The organism is Pannonibacter sp. CBAS1226, from assembly GCF_055685825.1.
The window spans coordinates 1,006,067-1,021,473 of sequence record NZ_JBVOUO010000001.1 but is presented as its reverse complement, the minus strand read 5'-3'; the positions used below and the strand labels follow the sequence as shown (position 1 = coordinate 1,021,473).

14 protein-coding genes are annotated in these 15,407 nt (G+C 65.3%); 5 read left to right on the top strand and 9 right to left on the bottom strand.

The features are described from left to right. Positions 1 to 29: 29 nt before the first annotated feature. The 7 genes from dprA to AC0CMF_RS04630 all read right to left on the bottom strand — a co-directional run bounded on the left by dprA (position 30) and on the right by AC0CMF_RS04630 (position 6,591). On the bottom strand, positions 30 to 1,169 hold the full coding sequence (dprA, locus tag AC0CMF_RS04660) for a DNA-processing protein DprA (RefSeq protein ID WP_374628340.1): 1,140 nt from the start codon (positions 1,167 to 1,169) through the stop codon (positions 30 to 32). A 16-nt stretch (positions 1,170 to 1,185) separates the two neighbouring features. Beyond that, positions 1,186 to 1,839 (bottom strand): glycerol-3-phosphate 1-O-acyltransferase PlsY, encoded by a 654-nt coding sequence (gene plsY / locus AC0CMF_RS04655; protein ID WP_186393559.1) that lies wholly within the window; start codon positions 1,837 to 1,839, stop codon positions 1,186 to 1,188. 24 nt (positions 1,840 to 1,863) lie between these two features. Next, positions 1,864 to 3,165 carry a dihydroorotase gene (locus tag AC0CMF_RS04650; protein ID WP_374628339.1) on the bottom strand — a complete coding sequence of 434 codons (1,302 nt, stop codon included), beginning with the start codon at positions 3,163 to 3,165 and terminating at the stop codon, positions 1,864 to 1,866. Positions 3,166 to 3,176: 11 nt separating this feature from the next. Then, on the bottom strand, positions 3,177 to 4,133 hold the full coding sequence (locus AC0CMF_RS04645) for an aspartate carbamoyltransferase catalytic subunit (protein ID WP_050471673.1): 957 nt from the start codon (positions 4,131 to 4,133) through the stop codon (positions 3,177 to 3,179). A 103-nt stretch (positions 4,134 to 4,236) separates the two neighbouring features. Next, positions 4,237 to 5,163: an AEC family transporter gene (locus tag AC0CMF_RS04640; protein WP_374628338.1), complete on the bottom strand. Its 927-nt coding sequence runs from the start codon at positions 5,161 to 5,163 to the stop codon at positions 4,237 to 4,239. 12 nt (positions 5,164 to 5,175) lie between these two features. Then, positions 5,176 to 5,703 carry a Holliday junction resolvase RuvX gene (gene ruvX / locus AC0CMF_RS04635; RefSeq protein ID WP_374628337.1) on the bottom strand — a complete coding sequence of 176 codons (528 nt, stop codon included), beginning with the start codon at positions 5,701 to 5,703 and terminating at the stop codon, positions 5,176 to 5,178. Between the two features lie 192 nt (positions 5,704 to 5,895). After that, the gene (locus tag AC0CMF_RS04630; RefSeq protein WP_374628335.1) at positions 5,896 to 6,591 is read right to left on the bottom strand and encodes a GntR family transcriptional regulator; all 696 of its coding nucleotides are present in this window, start codon (positions 6,589 to 6,591) and stop codon (positions 5,896 to 5,898) included. 291 nt (positions 6,592 to 6,882) lie between these two features. Here AC0CMF_RS04630 and AC0CMF_RS04625 point away from each other — a divergent pair, with 291 nt between their 5' ends. Next, positions 6,883 to 7,590 carry a metal-dependent hydrolase gene (locus AC0CMF_RS04625; protein WP_374628334.1) on the top strand — a complete coding sequence of 236 codons (708 nt, stop codon included), beginning with the start codon at positions 6,883 to 6,885 and terminating at the stop codon, positions 7,588 to 7,590. 15 nt (positions 7,591 to 7,605) lie between these two features. Here AC0CMF_RS04625 and AC0CMF_RS04620 read toward each other — a convergent pair whose 3' ends face one another. Both AC0CMF_RS04620 and AC0CMF_RS04615 read right to left on the bottom strand, forming a co-directional pair. After that, positions 7,606 to 8,331, bottom strand: coding sequence for a GntR family transcriptional regulator (locus tag AC0CMF_RS04620; protein WP_472481078.1), 726 nt, complete (start codon positions 8,329 to 8,331; stop codon positions 7,606 to 7,608). Positions 8,332 to 8,383: 52 nt separating this feature from the next. Further along, positions 8,384 to 9,808, bottom strand: coding sequence for a formimidoylglutamate deiminase (locus AC0CMF_RS04615; protein WP_472481076.1), 1,425 nt, complete (start codon positions 9,806 to 9,808; stop codon positions 8,384 to 8,386). A 75-nt stretch (positions 9,809 to 9,883) separates the two neighbouring features. On the opposite strand from AC0CMF_RS04615, the gene hutI reads away from it, so the two are divergent. From hutI to hutU, 4 genes are all read left to right on the top strand, one after another. Further along, positions 9,884 to 11,095 carry an imidazolonepropionase gene (hutI, locus tag AC0CMF_RS04610; RefSeq protein WP_472481074.1) on the top strand — a complete coding sequence of 404 codons (1,212 nt, stop codon included), beginning with the start codon at positions 9,884 to 9,886 and terminating at the stop codon, positions 11,093 to 11,095. After that, positions 11,092 to 12,618: a histidine ammonia-lyase gene (gene hutH / locus AC0CMF_RS04605; RefSeq protein ID WP_472481072.1), complete on the top strand. Its 1,527-nt coding sequence runs from the start codon at positions 11,092 to 11,094 to the stop codon at positions 12,616 to 12,618. Before hutI ends, hutH begins: the two co-directional genes overlap by 4 nt. Before the next feature lie 209 nt (positions 12,619 to 12,827). Then, the gene (hutG, locus tag AC0CMF_RS04600; protein ID WP_472481070.1) at positions 12,828 to 13,643 is read left to right on the top strand and encodes an N-formylglutamate deformylase; all 816 of its coding nucleotides are present in this window, start codon (positions 12,828 to 12,830) and stop codon (positions 13,641 to 13,643) included. Positions 13,644 to 13,703: 60 nt separating this feature from the next. After that, positions 13,704 to 15,389 carry a urocanate hydratase gene (gene hutU / locus AC0CMF_RS04595; RefSeq protein ID WP_472481068.1) on the top strand — a complete coding sequence of 562 codons (1,686 nt, stop codon included), beginning with the start codon at positions 13,704 to 13,706 and terminating at the stop codon, positions 15,387 to 15,389. Positions 15,390 to 15,407 lie beyond the last annotated feature (18 nt).

Genomic DNA, 15,407 nt, shown 5'->3' with positions numbered 1-15,407 from the left:
CCGGGTCTGCCATTACTCAAGGGCTGGCGTTACCCTGTCAGGCTGACCCTCTGGCCGGAGTGGCGCTCCAGCCGCCCGGCAAGTTCCAGCTCCAGCAGCATCACATGGACGGCGCGGGCGGAGAGGCGGGTGTCGCGGATGAGTTCGTCGATGCCAACCGGCGTCGGGCCGAGGGCTTCGATGAGACGGGCGCGGGCGCTGTCTTCCGGCAGGTTGCCGTCCGGGCCCTCCCAGGAGGGCTCCTCAAGGTCCAGCTCCGGCGGCAGGTCGGGCGCGGCGCGGTTGCCGATGGCTTCCAGAATGTCGGCGGTGGATGTGATCAGCTGCGCGCCCTGACGGATCAGGTGATTGCAGCCCTCGCAGCGCGGATCGAGCGGCGAGCCGGGGACGGCGAGGATTTCCCGGTTCTGCTCCAGCGCGAAACGGGCGGTGTGCAGCGAGCCGGAGCCCTTGGCCGCTTCCACCACGATCACCGCCAGCGACAGGCCTGAGATGATGCGGTTGCGGCGCGGAAAGTCGCGCCCGCGCGGGCTCCAGCCGAAGGGCATTTCGCTGATGGCATTGCCGCCCGCCGCCAGCAGCCGCTCCAGCAGGCTGGCATGTTCGGGCGGGTAGAGCACATTCACCCCGCCGGCAAAGACGGCGACGGTGCCAAGGCTCAGGGACGCCTCATGCGCGGCAGCGTCGATGCCACGGGCGAGGCCGGAGACGATGGTGAAACCCGCCTGAGACAGTTCCCCGGCCAGTTGTGCCGCGAACTTGCGGCCTGCCAGCGAGGCATTGCGTGCCCCGACGATGGCAAGGGCTCTGGGATTGGCGAGGGTGCTGCCGTTTCCGCGCACGGAGATGAGTGGCGGGGGGCCGTCGATATGACGCAGGTGCGGGGGATAGTCCGCCTCGCCCATGGCAACGAGCCGTGCCCCGGCGCGGGCATGGGCTTCGAGTTCGGCTTCCGCGTCGGCCAGTGAACAGATGCGGATGGCGGTCTTGCCGCCCCGGCGGGACAGGTCGGGCAGGGCCTCGATGGCCGTTTCCGCCGAGCCGCAATGGTTGACGAGGCTGCGGAATGTGGCCGGGCCGACGTTTTCCGAGCGGATCAGCCGCAGCCAGGCGAGACGTTGACGGTCGCTCAGGACAATCGTTCTGCCGGGCTGCGGGCCAGTCTTCATGATGGTGTGTCTGTCTTCATGATGGCGTGTCTGCCCCTTCCGCCGCCGGGACCTTGGCCTTGGAACCGATCTTCGATTCCGTGCCGCTCAGAAGCCGGCGGATATTCTCGTGATGCTTGGCCCACAGGAAGGCAGTCAGCAGCGCAAAGACGAGGGCGAGCTGCATCTGACCCAGCAGAACCAGCACGATGGGGCTGATGAGGCTGGCGATGAGGGCCGACAGCGAGGAGAAGCGGAAGAGATAGGCGGCGAGGATCCAGCTCAGCGCGAAGACGATGCCTGCCTGCCAGCTGAGGCCGAGCAGGATGCCGAGATAGGTTGCCACGCCCTTGCCGCCCTTGAAGCCCAGCCAGACCGGGAAGATGTGGCCAATGAACGCGGCAAGACCGGCCAGCATGGCGGCGGAGGGGCCGAAGAAATGGCCTGCAATCAGCACCGCCACGGTGCCCTTCAGCGCATCGCCCAGCAGCGTTGCCGCCGCCAGCGACTTGCGGCCGGTACGCAGCACATTGGTGGTGCCGATGTTGCCCGAGCCGATCTTGCGGATATCGCCGAGGCCCGCCATGCGGGTGATGACGAGGCCAAAGGGGATCGAGCCCAGCAGATAGCCAAGGGCGAGGGAGGCGAAAATCAGATGCGGGGCCAGATCAAAGGTAGGCGCGGTGTCCACGCGTTTATCTCCGGTGGTGTTGCGTCAAGCGTAATCGTAGACCTTGCGGCCTGCAACAATGGTTGTGAGCACCCGGCCCGAGAAACGCGCATCTTCGAACGGCGAGTTCTTGGAGCGGGAGCGGATGGCCTTCTTTTCCAGCACCCAGGGCCGGTCAAGGTCGAAGACGATCACGTCCGCCGGTGCGCCTGCCGTGAGGCGGCCGGCGTCAAGGCCCAGCCGGTTGGCCGGGTTCAGCGTCATCGCCCGCAGCAGCGGCAGAAGGCCGATGTCGCCTGCATGATAGAGCCGCAACGCGGCGGCCAGCAGGGTTTCGAGGCCGATCGCCCCGTCCTCGGCTTCCGCCCAGGGGTGCCGCTTGGTTTCCACGTCCTGCGGGTCATGGTTGGAACAGATGATGTCGATCGTTCCATCGGCCACCGCCTGCACCATGGCCATGCGGTCATTCTCATCGCGCAAGGGCGGCGACATCTTGAAGAAGGTCCGGTAGGGGCCGATGTCGTTTTCGTTCTGCGTCAGATGGTTGATGGACACGCCGGCCGTCACGTCCAGCCCCCGGTCCTTGCCGGTCTGGATGGCGGCGGCGCCATCGGAGGTGGAGACGAGATTGGCGTGATAGCGCCCGCGCGACATGCCGACGAGCCTGAGGTCCCGCTCGATCATGATGATCTCGGCCTCGCGCGGCACGCCGGACAGCCCCTTCCACGAGGCATTGAGACCGGCATTCATGGTGCCGCCGGTCATGTCCGGGTCTTCCGTGTGATGCACGACCAGCGCGCCGAAGTCCCTCGCATAGGTCATGATCCGGCGCATGATCTGCGCATTGCGGACGGACTTGTGGCCGTTGGTGAAGGCGACGGCACCGGCTTCCTGCAACAGGCCGATTTCGGTCATGTCCTGCCCGACAAGGCCCTTGGTGAGGGCGGCCATGGGCCGGACATTGACCACCGCCGTGTCGCGGGCGCGGCGCAGGATGAAGTCCACCAGCGCCGGATCGTCGATCACCGGATCGGTCTCGGGCATGGTGACGATGGTGGTGATGCCGCCCGCGGCTGCCGCCTCGCTGGCGCTGGCCAGCGTTTCGCGGTGCTCGTGGCCGGGTTCGCCCACCGACACGCACATGTCGATGAGGCCGGGGGCGACGATGGCGCCGTCGCAGTCGATGATCTCGGCGCCATAGGGCGTGCCCTGGTTCTGCGCTTCGGGACCGGCGGCCAGAATGGTGCCGTCCGCGATGATCACGCTGCCATCCGCATCAAGGCCGCGCGCCGGGTCGATCACCCGGGCATTCTTGAGAACCAGGGGCTTGGGAGTGTCTTGGGCCACGGGTCAGGCTCCTACTGGTTCGGCAGATGGGCGGCGAGGGCTTCCAGCACGGCCATGCGCACGGCCACGCCCATTTCCACCTGCTCGCGGATGAGGCTCTGCGGCCCGTCGGCCACCGCCGGGTCGATTTCCACGCCCCGGTTCATCGGGCCGGGATGCATGACGAGCGCATCTTCCTTGGCATAGGCCAGCTTTTCGGCATCAAGCCCATAATAGCGGTAATATTCGCGCACGGACGGAATGAAGGCGCCGTTCATGCGCTCGCGCTGCAGGCGCAGCATCATGACGATGTCGGCGCCCTTGAGGCCTTCCTTCATGTCGCGGAACACTTCCACGCCCATCCGGTCGATGCCGCTGGGCAGCAGGGTGGAGGGGGCGACCACGCGCACCCGCGCACCGAGCGCGTTCAGCAGGATGATGTTGGAACGGGCCACGCGCGAATGCAGGATGTCGCCGCAGATGGCCACCGTCAGCCGGGCGATCTTGCCCTTGTGGCGGCGGATGGTCAGGGCATCCAGCAGCGCCTGCGTCGGATGCTCATGCTGGCCGTCACCGGCGTTGATCACCGAGCAGCCCACCTTGCGCGCCAGCAGATGCACCGCGCCTGCCGCATGGTGGCGCACGACGAGGATATCCGGGTGCATGGCGTTCAGTGTCGCGGCGGTGTCGATCAGCGTCTCGCCCTTCTTCACCGAAGAAGCGGAGACCTGCATGTTCATCACATCCGCGCCAAGGCGCTTGCCCGCGATCTCGAAGGACGATTGCGTCCGCGTCGAGGCCTCGAAGAACAGGTTGATCTGGGTGCGTCCACGAAGCACCGGCCGGATCTTTTCAACCTGGCGGGAGACTTCGACAGCCTGATCCGCCCGGTCCAGAAGGCCGAGGATATCCTGGGGTTGAAGGCCTTCCATGCCCAGCAAATGACGATGGGGGAAAAGGCCTGCTCGATGGTTTTCTTGTGCGCTCATCGAGTGAACTGGATAGGCCTTGTTCCGCGAGTCTACAAGCGCGGAATGGCCTTGCGGGTGCTCCCGGGCGGCCTGTCCACATGCGGGGGCAATTCTTGACCGTTCAGCCAAAAATCAGCAGGGCTGCCGGAATGGTGACGGCGGCTGCCAGTGTCTGCAGCGTGATGATTTCCGCCATCAGTTTGGCGTCGCCGCCCATCTGCCGCGCAAGGATGTAGGCATTGCTGGCGGTCGGCACGGCGCTGGCGATGATCACCACCGTCTGCGCCGCGCCCGTGACACCGAACAGCAGCGTGAAGCCATAGGCCGCCAGCGGCATCAGCAGCGGGCGCAGGAAGGTGCCGAGCGCAAGGGCAGGGCCGGGGCGGCGCAGGGAGGAAAGATCAAGGCTCGCGCCGACGCAGATGATGCCGATGGGCAGGGAGGCGCTGCCGAGAATGGCAAGGGTGGAGTCCACAGCATCCGGCAGGGGCAGGCCGGCGAGGTTCACAAGGATGCCAGCCGCAATGGAGACGATGAAGGGATTGAGCGCCAGATCCTTGCAGATCTTGGCCGCTCCCGGAGGATTGCCGCTGGCATAGTGCGACAGCACCAGAATGCTCAGCACGTTCAGCAGCGGGATCATGAAGACCATGGCAATGGCCAGCATGGCCAGCCCGTCTTCGCCCACGACGCTGCCGGCAATGGCCAGTGCGATCATGGCATTCCAGCGCAGGGTGCCCTGAAAGATCGAGGTGAAACGCAGGCCGGGAATGCCCAATACCCGCTCCAGCGGCAGACGGATCACCAGCAGCAGCGCCGCCAGAGCCAGAATGGCCCCCATCAGCGAGAAGCCCATGCCGAAGGTTGGCAGTTTCGAGAAGTCGACCGTTGCAATGGTGCGGAACAGCACCGCCGGAAACAGGACGTAATAAGCCAGCCGCTCGACGCCGCGCCACTGATCGCCGGTGATGAGCCCCGCCCGCGCCACGCCATAGCCGCAGGCAATGACCAGAATGACCGGCAGAAGGGCGCTCAGCGTCATCAGCATGGGCGGCGGCCGTCAGTCTGCGTCATCGATGATGGTGAAGGTGCGCCGGGGCTTTTCCTCCGCCTGCTGCAGATAGCCCAGCCGGTCAAGGAAGCCCTGCAGGATGTAAGCGGCGGCCATCTTGTCGACGAGTTCTGCCCGCCGGGCCCGGCTGCGGTCCGCCTCGATCAGCGTGCGGGTGACGGCGGCGGTGGACAGGCGCTCGTCCCAATAGGTGATGGGAAGGGGCGTCTTCTCTGCCAGATTGCGCACGAAGGCGCGGGTCGCCTGCACGCGCGGGCCCTCGCTGCCATCCATGTTGAGCGGCAGGCCCATGACCAGCCCGCCCACGCCCTGCTTTTCACAGATCGCCAGCAGCTTCTGCGCATCCAGCGTGAATTTCTCGCGCCGGATCGTTTCCAGCGGGGTGGCAATGCCACGGCCAATGTCCGACAGCGCCAGACCGATGGTCTTGGTGCCAAGGTCAAGGCCGATCAGCCGGCTGCCGGGAGCAACAGCGGCGATGAAGTCTTCAAGCGGAAGCGTGGGATCGTTTGCCATGGACTGGCGTGTATCAGGTGCCGTGGCCCAAAGCCAGAGGAAGAGGGCTGGTGTGCCGCTACGGCTGCCCACCTGAAATCAGATCTCAAATATCAGGCATAAGTAGCTGTAAATATTCGTATTCGCATGGAGAGAGGATGCCGGTCCGCTTGACTCAAACAATGAGATATTCACCCGAATTATCTGAAATCGCTAGGTCATATGCTCCAGAACAGCCCTTGCCGCGCTGACGAGATGGCGGCGCAGGGCGCGCTCGGCTTCCTTTGCGTTGCGTTCGATGATGGCATTGACGATGAGGGCATGTTCCTCGTTGGACTTCTTCATCCGCTCTGCGGCCCGCAGCTGCGAGCGGCGGAAGGGAGCGAGCTTCAGCCGCAGGCCATGCGCGATCTGGATCAGCTCATCGTTGTGCGTTCCCTCGAAAATAAGCGTGTGGAAACGGGTGTTGCCGTCCTCATAGGCCTCGTAGAGGGAGGTTTCCGCCATCTCCACCATTTCGAGATGCAAGGTCTCCAGCGCCGCCCGCTCGCTCATGCTCATGCGCTCGGCGGCAAAGCGCCCGCAGGTCGCCTCGATTTCGCCCATGGCCTCGAACAGCTGGTCGACGCGCTCGCGGGTGATGCTGGCAACGATCACGCCGCGATAGGGCACGCGCTCGGCCAGATGGCGGGAGGCGAGGATATGCAGCGCCTCACGCACCGGCGTGCGGGACACGCCGAACCGCTCGGCCAGGGCAATTTCGTCCAGCCTGCTGCCTGCCTTCAACTCACCGGCAATGATCTCGTTCTCCAGTTGACGGGCAATGACCGCGCTGTGCAGCTGCTTCTGCCCGCCCGGGGCGGTGGTGCCAATGTCCTTTGAAGTGTCCTGTGAGGAGTTCTGGGTCATGGGGCCGTTGCTGCATCATCAAGGATAAGTACCGGAAAGACAGTCAGGCCACACCTGCCGCCACATGGCGCAAGTGCTCGCACAGCGGAGGTGTTTCGGCAAGCAGGAAGGAGGCGGGGATAGAGTTCCAGGCCCTTGTGCCGCCGCGGTGTGGGTTGCTGTCCGGGCAGGGCGGCCTATATTCCGGGCTGATGGCGCGTTGCGGCCTGGCCTTTGCTTGCGAAGGGCTGCCTATGCGCGCTCCGCCGGTCCGGGTCCCGCCCGGGGCCGCCCTCAGTCTGGAGCATTGCAATGAAACTGACCTGGCTTGGACATTCCGCCTTCCGCATCGAGGTGAAGGATGCGGTGATCCTGATCGACCCGTTTTTCACCGGCAACCCGGGCTTTCCCGCCGGTCTGACGGTGGAAGAGGCTAGCGCCGGCGTCACCCACATCCTGTTGACCCATGGCCACGATGATCACATTGGCGACACGGTGGCAATTGCCAAGGCGAGCGGGGCGCAGGTAACGGCCAATTTCGAGATCTGCATGTGGCTGTCGGGCAAGGGCATCTCGAACATCAACCCGATGAATGCCGGCGGCATGGTGGATGTGGGGCCGTTCAAGGTGGGGCTGACGCAGGCGATCCATTCCTCCGCCACCAGTCAGGATGGCGACGGGCTCAAATACATGGGCAATCCGCATGGCATCGTCCTGGCAGCGCCCGGCGAGAAGGTGCTCTATCACATGGGCGACACGGATATTTTCGGCGACATGGCGCTGATCAACGAGCTGCATCAGCCGAAAACCGGCCTCGTGCCGATTGGCGACCGCTTCACCATGGGCGCAAAGGCCGCCGCGCTCGCCTGCAACCGGTTCTTTGATTTCGAGACCGTCATTCCCTGCCACTATGCATCGTTCCCGATGGTCGACCGGTCGGCAGACGCTTTCATCGCCGCTATGGGTGCCAAGGCAGCCACGGTGAAGGCGCCGAAGGCGGGCGAAGCGCTGACGCTCTGACCTATGCGCCGCGCCTCAGATAGCCGTGCTGACCTTGTGCCCCGGCGCATAGGTCAGCCGCACGGCGGTGACGGGCATGTCGCCGGAGAAGGTGGTGCGCTCCATGACGAAGAGGGCCTCACCCGGCTTGCACTGAAGCATGTCGGCGAGGATCGGGCTGGCGCTGGTGGCGGAAAAATCGATGCCGCCGCGCGAGAAGGGAATGTTCTGCACCAGCCATTCGTTGGGGCTGATGGTCACGAAATCCTGCGCCCCGGCGCCTTCGACCGCCGGGTTGATCCACCGGTCTTCCTGGCAATAGGGCTTGCCGTCCGCCATATGCAGGGATGTGACATGCAGGCAGGGCGTGCCGGGCTCCAGTGACAGGGCTGCCGCGATGGCCGCGGGCAGGGGCTTTGTGCCGAGGGTCAGCCGCTGATAGGCATAATCCATGCCCTTGGCCTCCACATCCTGCCGGATGACCGGGATCTGGAACGTGGCGCGGCGCACAGGATTGAGCGGCACGCGCGTTCCGGCCTTGCGGCGGCGTTCCAGCATGCCGAGGATGGCCAGTTCCCGCAGCGCCCGGTTGACGGTGGCCCGGGCGCAGCCAAATTCGGCCGCAAGCTCCTCCTCATGCGGGATCAGACTGCCCGGCGCCCATTCCCGGTCATGAATGCGCCGCAGCGCCTCCGCCTGAATGGATTGCCAGGTGATCTGTCCGGTTCCTGCGCCCGGCCTGTTTGCGTCTGCCTTTGTCATTCCCCATACCCGGTTTTCATATGTCCGGTTTTCACATGTCCGGTTTCCCCGGTCAGGCGTCTTTCAGCTTGCGGATGGTCCGCATGTAGGCTTGCCTGATATTGTCCCGCGCCACGTGCCGGCCACCCTTGACCATATGCCGGCCTGCGGCCCAGACGTCGCTGACGATCCGGTCGTCTCCGGCAAAGATCCAGCTGTCGAGGGCGGTGTCGCCGCTGCGGCCCAGCATGTTGGCATCTTCCGTGTCCAGCGCAAGCAGATCTGCAAGAAAGCCCTGGGAAATCTCACCCGTCTTGCGTCCGGCCGCCTGAGCGCCGCCCCGGATCGTCTCCTCGATCAGCACACGGCCTGTAGACCGTTCCGCTGTTGCGAGGGCGGCACGCGAGCGGTCGCGCAGGCGCTGGGAATAGTCGAGGGTGCGCAGCTCTTCGGTGAGTGAAATGCGGATGTTGCTGTCCGAGCCGATGCCGAAGCGCCCGCCCGCTGCGGCAAAGCGAACGCCGTCAAAGATGCCGTCGCCAAGGCTCGATTCCGTGATGGGGCAAAGGCCTGCAACTGCACCTGTCGCGGCAAGGCCCAGCGTTTCGGCCTCTTCCATCTGGGTGCAGTGGATCAGGCACCAGCGGCCGTCGACGGGCTGGTTGGCCAGAAGCCATTCCACCGGCCTTGCACCGCGATGGGCCTTCACTTCTTCCACCTCGGCCACCTGTTCGGCCAGATGCATGTGCAGCGGCGCATGCGGGCGCAAGGCGGCGGCGCGGGAGAGGTCTTCGGCGGAGACGGCGCGCAGGCTGTGCGGGGCAATGCCGATGCGGGCATCGGCGGGCAGGGCGCCAAGGGCAGCTTCGGCACCTTCCACCAGCCTGGCGAAGCGGTCCATGTCATTGCCGAAGCGGACCTGTCCCGCCCCCAGCGCCCGCCTGTCGCAGCCGCCATACTGGTAGAGCACCGGCAGCAGCGTCAGGCCGATGCCGGATGTGGCAGCCGCCGCGGCGATGCGGGCGGACATTTCGGCAAGGTCAGCATAGGGCTCACCGCCCGGCTGGTGATGCAGGTAGTGGAACTCCACATTGGTAGCGTAGCCCGCTTCCAGCATCTCCATCTGCACGAAGGCGGCAATCGCTTCCACATCCTCCGGCGTCAGCTGGTCGAGAAAGCGGAACATCAGCTGGCGCCAGGTCCAGAAACTGTCCCGCGGATCAGGTCCCCGCCGCTCGGTCAGTCCCGCCATGGCGCGCTGGAAGGCGTGGGAATGCAGGTTGGCCGGGGCAGGCAGCAGCAGGCCAAGGCGCACAGCATTCTGCCCGGGCTGCGTTCCAGTGGCCACATGGCTCACCTTGCCGTCAGCTGCAATATGCACAGACACGCCGCTTGCCCAGCCATTGGGCAAAAGTGCCTGTTCTGCCCACAGAACCTGCGCCGCGAAAGACGGGTTTCCGCCACTTGCCGGAGTTTCTCCGTTTTTTGCGCTGCTCATTCTTTCGCCGCCTTTGCTGATTGACAGGGCTATTATGTACATACATAAATAAACCGAACTTCAGGGGAAACCAAGATGGAACTTCACGGTCCGGCCCTTCTTTCCAACGCAAGGCTTGTCACCCTGCCGGAGACCGGCGGCTATGGCCTTGTCGAGCACGGCGCTGTTGCGATCCGTGATGGCCGTATCGAATGGGTGGGGCCGGAAGCAGATCTTCCGGCAGCTTTCTCCGGTCGTACGCGAGAGGATCTTGAGGGGCGTCTGGTGACCCCGGCCTTGATCGATTGCCACACCCATCTCGTCCACGGCGGCCACCGGGCGCGGGAATTCGAGATGCGGCTGGAGGGGGCGAGCTATGAGGAAGTCGCCCGCGCCGGCGGCGGCATCGTCTCGTCTGTCTCCGCAACCCGTGCTGCCAGCGAGGCGGAGCTTGTGGCCTCAGCCCTGCCGCGCCTTGATGCGCTGCTGGCTGAAGGCGTGGCTGTGGTGGAGATCAAGTCCGGCTATGGCCTCGACATCGAAACCGAGCTGAAGATGTTGCGCGCAGCGCGAAGCCTTGCGAGCCAACGCAAGGTGCGGGTGCGCACCACCTATCTTGGCGCCCATGCCTTGCCGCCTGAGTACAAGGGCCGCGAGGAGGCTTATCTCGATGAGGTCTGCCTTCCGGGCCTGCGCCGTGCTGCGGCGGAGGGGCTGGTGGATGCGGTCGATGGCTTCTGCGAGGGCATCGCCTTTTCGGTTGCCTCCATGCGCAAGGTCTTTGATGAGGCCCGCCGTCTCGGCTTGCCGGTGAAGCTGCATGCAGAGCAGTTGTCGCATCTCGGCGGCACGAAGCTGGCAGCGGACTATGGCGCGCTTTCCGCCGATCACGTGGAATATGCGACCGATGACGACGCGGCGGCGCTTGCCCGTTCCGGCACGGTGGCAGTGCTGCTGCCCGGTGCCTTCTATGCCATCCGCGAAACGCAGGTGCCGCCGGTCGCCGCCTTCCGCGCCCATGGGGTGCCGATGGTGCTGGCAACCGACTGCAACCCCGGCACGTCGCCGCTGACCTCTCTGCTGCTGACCATGAACATGGGTTGCACCTTCTTCCGCCTCACCGTGGAAGAAGCGCTGCGCGGTGTCACGGTCAACGCGGCGCGGGCGCTGGGGCTTTCGGACTGCGGGCGCATCGCCCCGGGTCTTCGAGCCGATCTTGCCATCTGGAATGCCGATAGCCCGGCGGAACTCGCCTATCGCTTCGGTTTCAACCCCCTTCATGCCCGTATCTTTGGAGGCTCGGAATGACCCTCGTGCTCACGCCCGGCAAGACCACGCTGGAGCAGCTGGAACAGCTCTGGCGGGAGGAGTTGCCCGCCCGTCTTGCCCCCTCGGCCCGTCCCGCCGTGGAAGCGGCCAGTGCCTTCATTGCAGCCGCCGCCGCAGGCGATGTGGGCGTCTATGGCGTCAACACCGGCTTCGGCAAGCTCGCCTCGGTGAAGATCGCGGCCAAGGATACGGCAACGCTGCAGCGCAATCTCATCCTGTCCCATTGCTGCGGCGTGGGCGAGCCGCTGGACCGGGCCGCCACACGGCTGATGATGGCGCTGAAGCTGCTCAGCCTCGGGCGGGGCGCTTCGGGCGTGCGCTGGGAGGTGATTGCCCTCATCGAGGATATGCTGGACAAGGGCGTGACGCCCGTCGTGCCGTCGCAGGGGTCAGTCGGTGCCTCCGGTGATCTTGCGCCGCTCGCCCACATGACGGCGGCGATGATCGGCGCCGGGGAGGCCATCTACGAGGGCGAACGCCTGCCGGGCGGCGAGGCGCTGAAGCGGGCAGGGCTGACGCCCGTGGTTCTTGGGCCGAAGGAAGGCCTGGCGCTCATCAACGGCACGCAGTTTTCCACCGCGCTGGCGCTCATCGGCCTGTTCGGGGCCTGGGCCAATGCCGCCTCGTCCATGGTCATCTCGGCTCTGTCCACCGACGCCATCATGGGCTCCACCGCGCCGCTGCAGCCGGAAATCCACACCCTGCGCGGCCATCGCGGCCAGATCGAGGTGGCCGAGCGCATGCGGGCGCTGATGGAGGGTTCTGCCATCCGCGAAAGCCACCGGGAAGGGGATACCCGCGTGCAGGACCCTTACTGCATCCGCTGCCAGCCGCAGGTGCTGGGCGCGTCTGTGGATCTCCTGCGCTTTGCCGCCGGGACGCTGGAAATCGAAGCCAATGCGGTGACCGACAATCCGCTGGTGCTGGGCGAGGGCCGCATTATCTCGGGCGGAAACTTCCATGCCGAGCCGGTTGCCTTCGCGGCCGACCAGATCGCGCTGGCCGTGGCCGAAATCGGCGCGATTGCCCAGCGGCGCGTGGCGCTGATGGTGGACCCGACGCTCAGCCACGACCTGCCGCCGTTCCTGACGCCGGAGCCGGGACTTAATTCCGGTTACATGATCGCCGAAGTGACAACGGCGGCACTCATGAGCGAGAACAAGCATCTGGCGACCCCGTGCTCCACGGATTCCACGCCGACCTCTGCCAATCAGGAAGACCATGTGTCCATGGCGGCGCATGGCGCAAGGCGGCTGCTGCGGATGAACGGCAATCTCTCGGTCATCCTCGGCGTCGAGGCGCTGTGTGCGGCGCAGGGCATCGAATTCCGCGCCCCGCTGAAGACCTCGGCACGGCTTCAGGCCGTCATAGCCATGCTGCGCGGCCATGCGCCTGCGCTGAAGGAAGACCGCTACCTCGCGCCCGATATCGAAGCGGCTGCGGCTCTGGTGCGGGAAGGGGCATTCGTTGCTGCGGCGGGAATCGGTGACTTCCGGCCGTAGGGGGGACTGCTGCGGGTGGTGGCGAATGTAGCTCCTCCGGTGTCATCCCGGCCTTGAGCCGGGATCCAGTAGCCCCGGCGCTAGTGATGGCGAAGACAAGGCTTACTGGATCCCCGCCTTCGCGGGGATGACAGCAGGGGGCGGCGCCAGCGCACCCGGACAAGAACAGATGGACGGAACGAACGGTCACAGGGAAGGGTTGAACGCAGATGACGCAGGATAATCAGGCCGTTCCGGCATCGCCCGTGACGGTGGAGCGTGGGGACAGCCCGGTGGTTCTGGGGCTGCCGCATTCGGGCACTTACGTTCCGGCGGAGATCCGGGCGAAGCTGAATGCGCGCGGGCTGGTGCTGAGCGATACGGACTGGCACGTGGACAGGCTCTATGCCGGGCTGCTGCCGGGCGCGACCACCGTTGCCGCCACCTTCCACCGCTATGTCATCGACGCCAACCGCCCGCCGGATGGCGCAAGCCTCTATCCGGGGCAGAACACCACCGGCCTTGTGTCCCTGACCGATTTCGATGGCGAAAACATCTGGCTGGAAGCCCCTGATGCAGGCGAAATCGAGCGCCGGCGGTTGGCCTTCCACGCGCCCTATCATGCGGCGCTGGAGGCCGAGTTGCGCCGGGTGCACGCCCTTCATGGCTTTGCCGTGCTCTATGACTGCCACTCGATCCGCTCCAACATCCCGTTCCTGTTTGAAGGCACGCTGCCGGACTTCAACATCGGCACGGTGGAAGGCACATCCTGCGCGCCTGCTATGGCGGATGCCGTAGCCAATATCTGCCGGGAAGCAGAAGGCTACCGCAGCGTCGTCAACGGCCGCTTCAAGGGCGGCTGGACGACGCGCCACTATGGCCGCCCGGACGAAGGCTTCCACGCCATCCAGATGGAGCTGGCGCAGTCAACGCATCTGGCCAGCGAGCTTGCGCCTTACGCCTATGACGAGGCGCGGGCAGGGCGGCTGCGCCCCATCCTGAAGACCATTCTCGAAACCATCGCATCAGGCAGCTGGCGCGGCTGAGGCCGCCGCCCTTCCTGTTTGCTGCAAATCCAATGAATTAACATGATCCGGAGAGGAAACATGACCAATCCCCGCCATAACCAGCGTGATATTTTCCCGCCCACCGGCACAAAGCTCAATGCCAAGAGCTGGCTGACGGAAGCGCCCTTGCGCATGCTGATGAACAACCTGCATCCAGATGTGGCCGAGAACCCGCATGCGCTGGTGGTCTATGGCGGCATTGGCCGGGCGGCGCGCACCTGGGATGATTTTGACCGCATCGTCGCGGCGCTGAAGACGCTGGAAGACAACGAGACGCTGCTGGTCCAATCCGGCAAGCCGGTGGGTGTGTTCCGCACCCATGCGGATGCGCCGCGCGTGCTGATTGCCAATTCCAATCTCGTGCCGCACTGGGCCACCTGGGACCATTTCAACGAACTCGACAAGAAGGGCCTGGCCATGTACGGCCAGATGACCGCCGGGTCGTGGATCTACATCGGCACGCAGGGCATCGTGCAAGGCACCTACGAAACCTTCGTGGAGGCCGGGCGCCAGCACTATGGCGGCAATCTCAAGGGCAAGTGGATCCTGACCGGCGGCCTCGGCGGCATGGGCGGCGCGCAGCCGCTGGCCGCCGTCATGGCCGGTGCCTGCTGCCTTGCGGTGGAATGCGACGAGACCCGCGCCGACTTCCGCATCCGCACCCGCTACGTGGACGAAAAGACCCATTCGCTGGACGAGGCGCTGGCGATGATCGATGGCTGGACCAAGGCGGGCGAGGCCAAGTCCGTGGCGCTGATCGGCAATGCGGCAGATGTGTTCCCGGAGCTCGTCGCCCGCATGAAAGCTGGCGGCCCGCGACCGGATATCGTCACCGACCAGACCTCGGCCCATGATCCGGTGCATGGCTATCTGCCCTCCCGCTGGAGCGTTGCCGAATGGCGGGCGAAGCAGGAGAGCGATCCCAAGGCCGTCGAGAAGGCGGCCCGTGCATCCATGCGGGTGCATGTGGAGGCGATGGTCGACTTCTGGAACGCCGGTGTGCCGACCCTCGACTATGGCAACAACATCCGTCAGGTGGCCAAGGACGAGGGGCTGGAGAATGCCTTTGCCTTCCCCGGCTTCGTGCCCGCCTATATCCGCCCGCTGTTCTGCCGCGGCGTCGGGCCGTTCCGCTGGTGTGCGCTGTCGGGCGACCCGGAGGACATCTACAAGACCGACCAGAAGGTGAAGGAGCTGATCCCGGATGATGCCCACCTGCACAACTGGCTGGACATGGCGCGTGAGCGCATTGCCTTCCAGGGCCTGCCGGCCCGCATCTGCTGGGTGGGGCTTGGCCTGCGCCACAAGCTCGGCCTTGCCTTCAATGAAATGGTGCGCAACGGTGAGCTGAAGGCGCCCATCGTCATCGGGCGCGATCACCTCGATTCAGGCTCCGTTGCCTCGCCCAACCGCGAGACCGAAGCGATGAAGGACGGTTCGGACGCCGTGTCCGACTGGCCGCTTCTGAACGCTTTGCTCAACACTGCGTCAGGCGCCACCTGGGTGTCGCTGCATCACGGCGGCGGCGTCGGCATGGGCTTCTCGCAGCATTCCGGCATGGTGATCTGCTGCGATGGCACGGAAGCGGCAGACCGGCGGATCGCCAATGTGCTGTGGAACGACCCGGCCACCGGCGTCATGCGCCACGCGGATGCAGGCTACGAGATCGCCCTCGATTGCGCCCGCGAGAACGGACTTAACCTGCCTGCGATCCTGAAAGATTGAAAAAAATCAGAAGCAGGC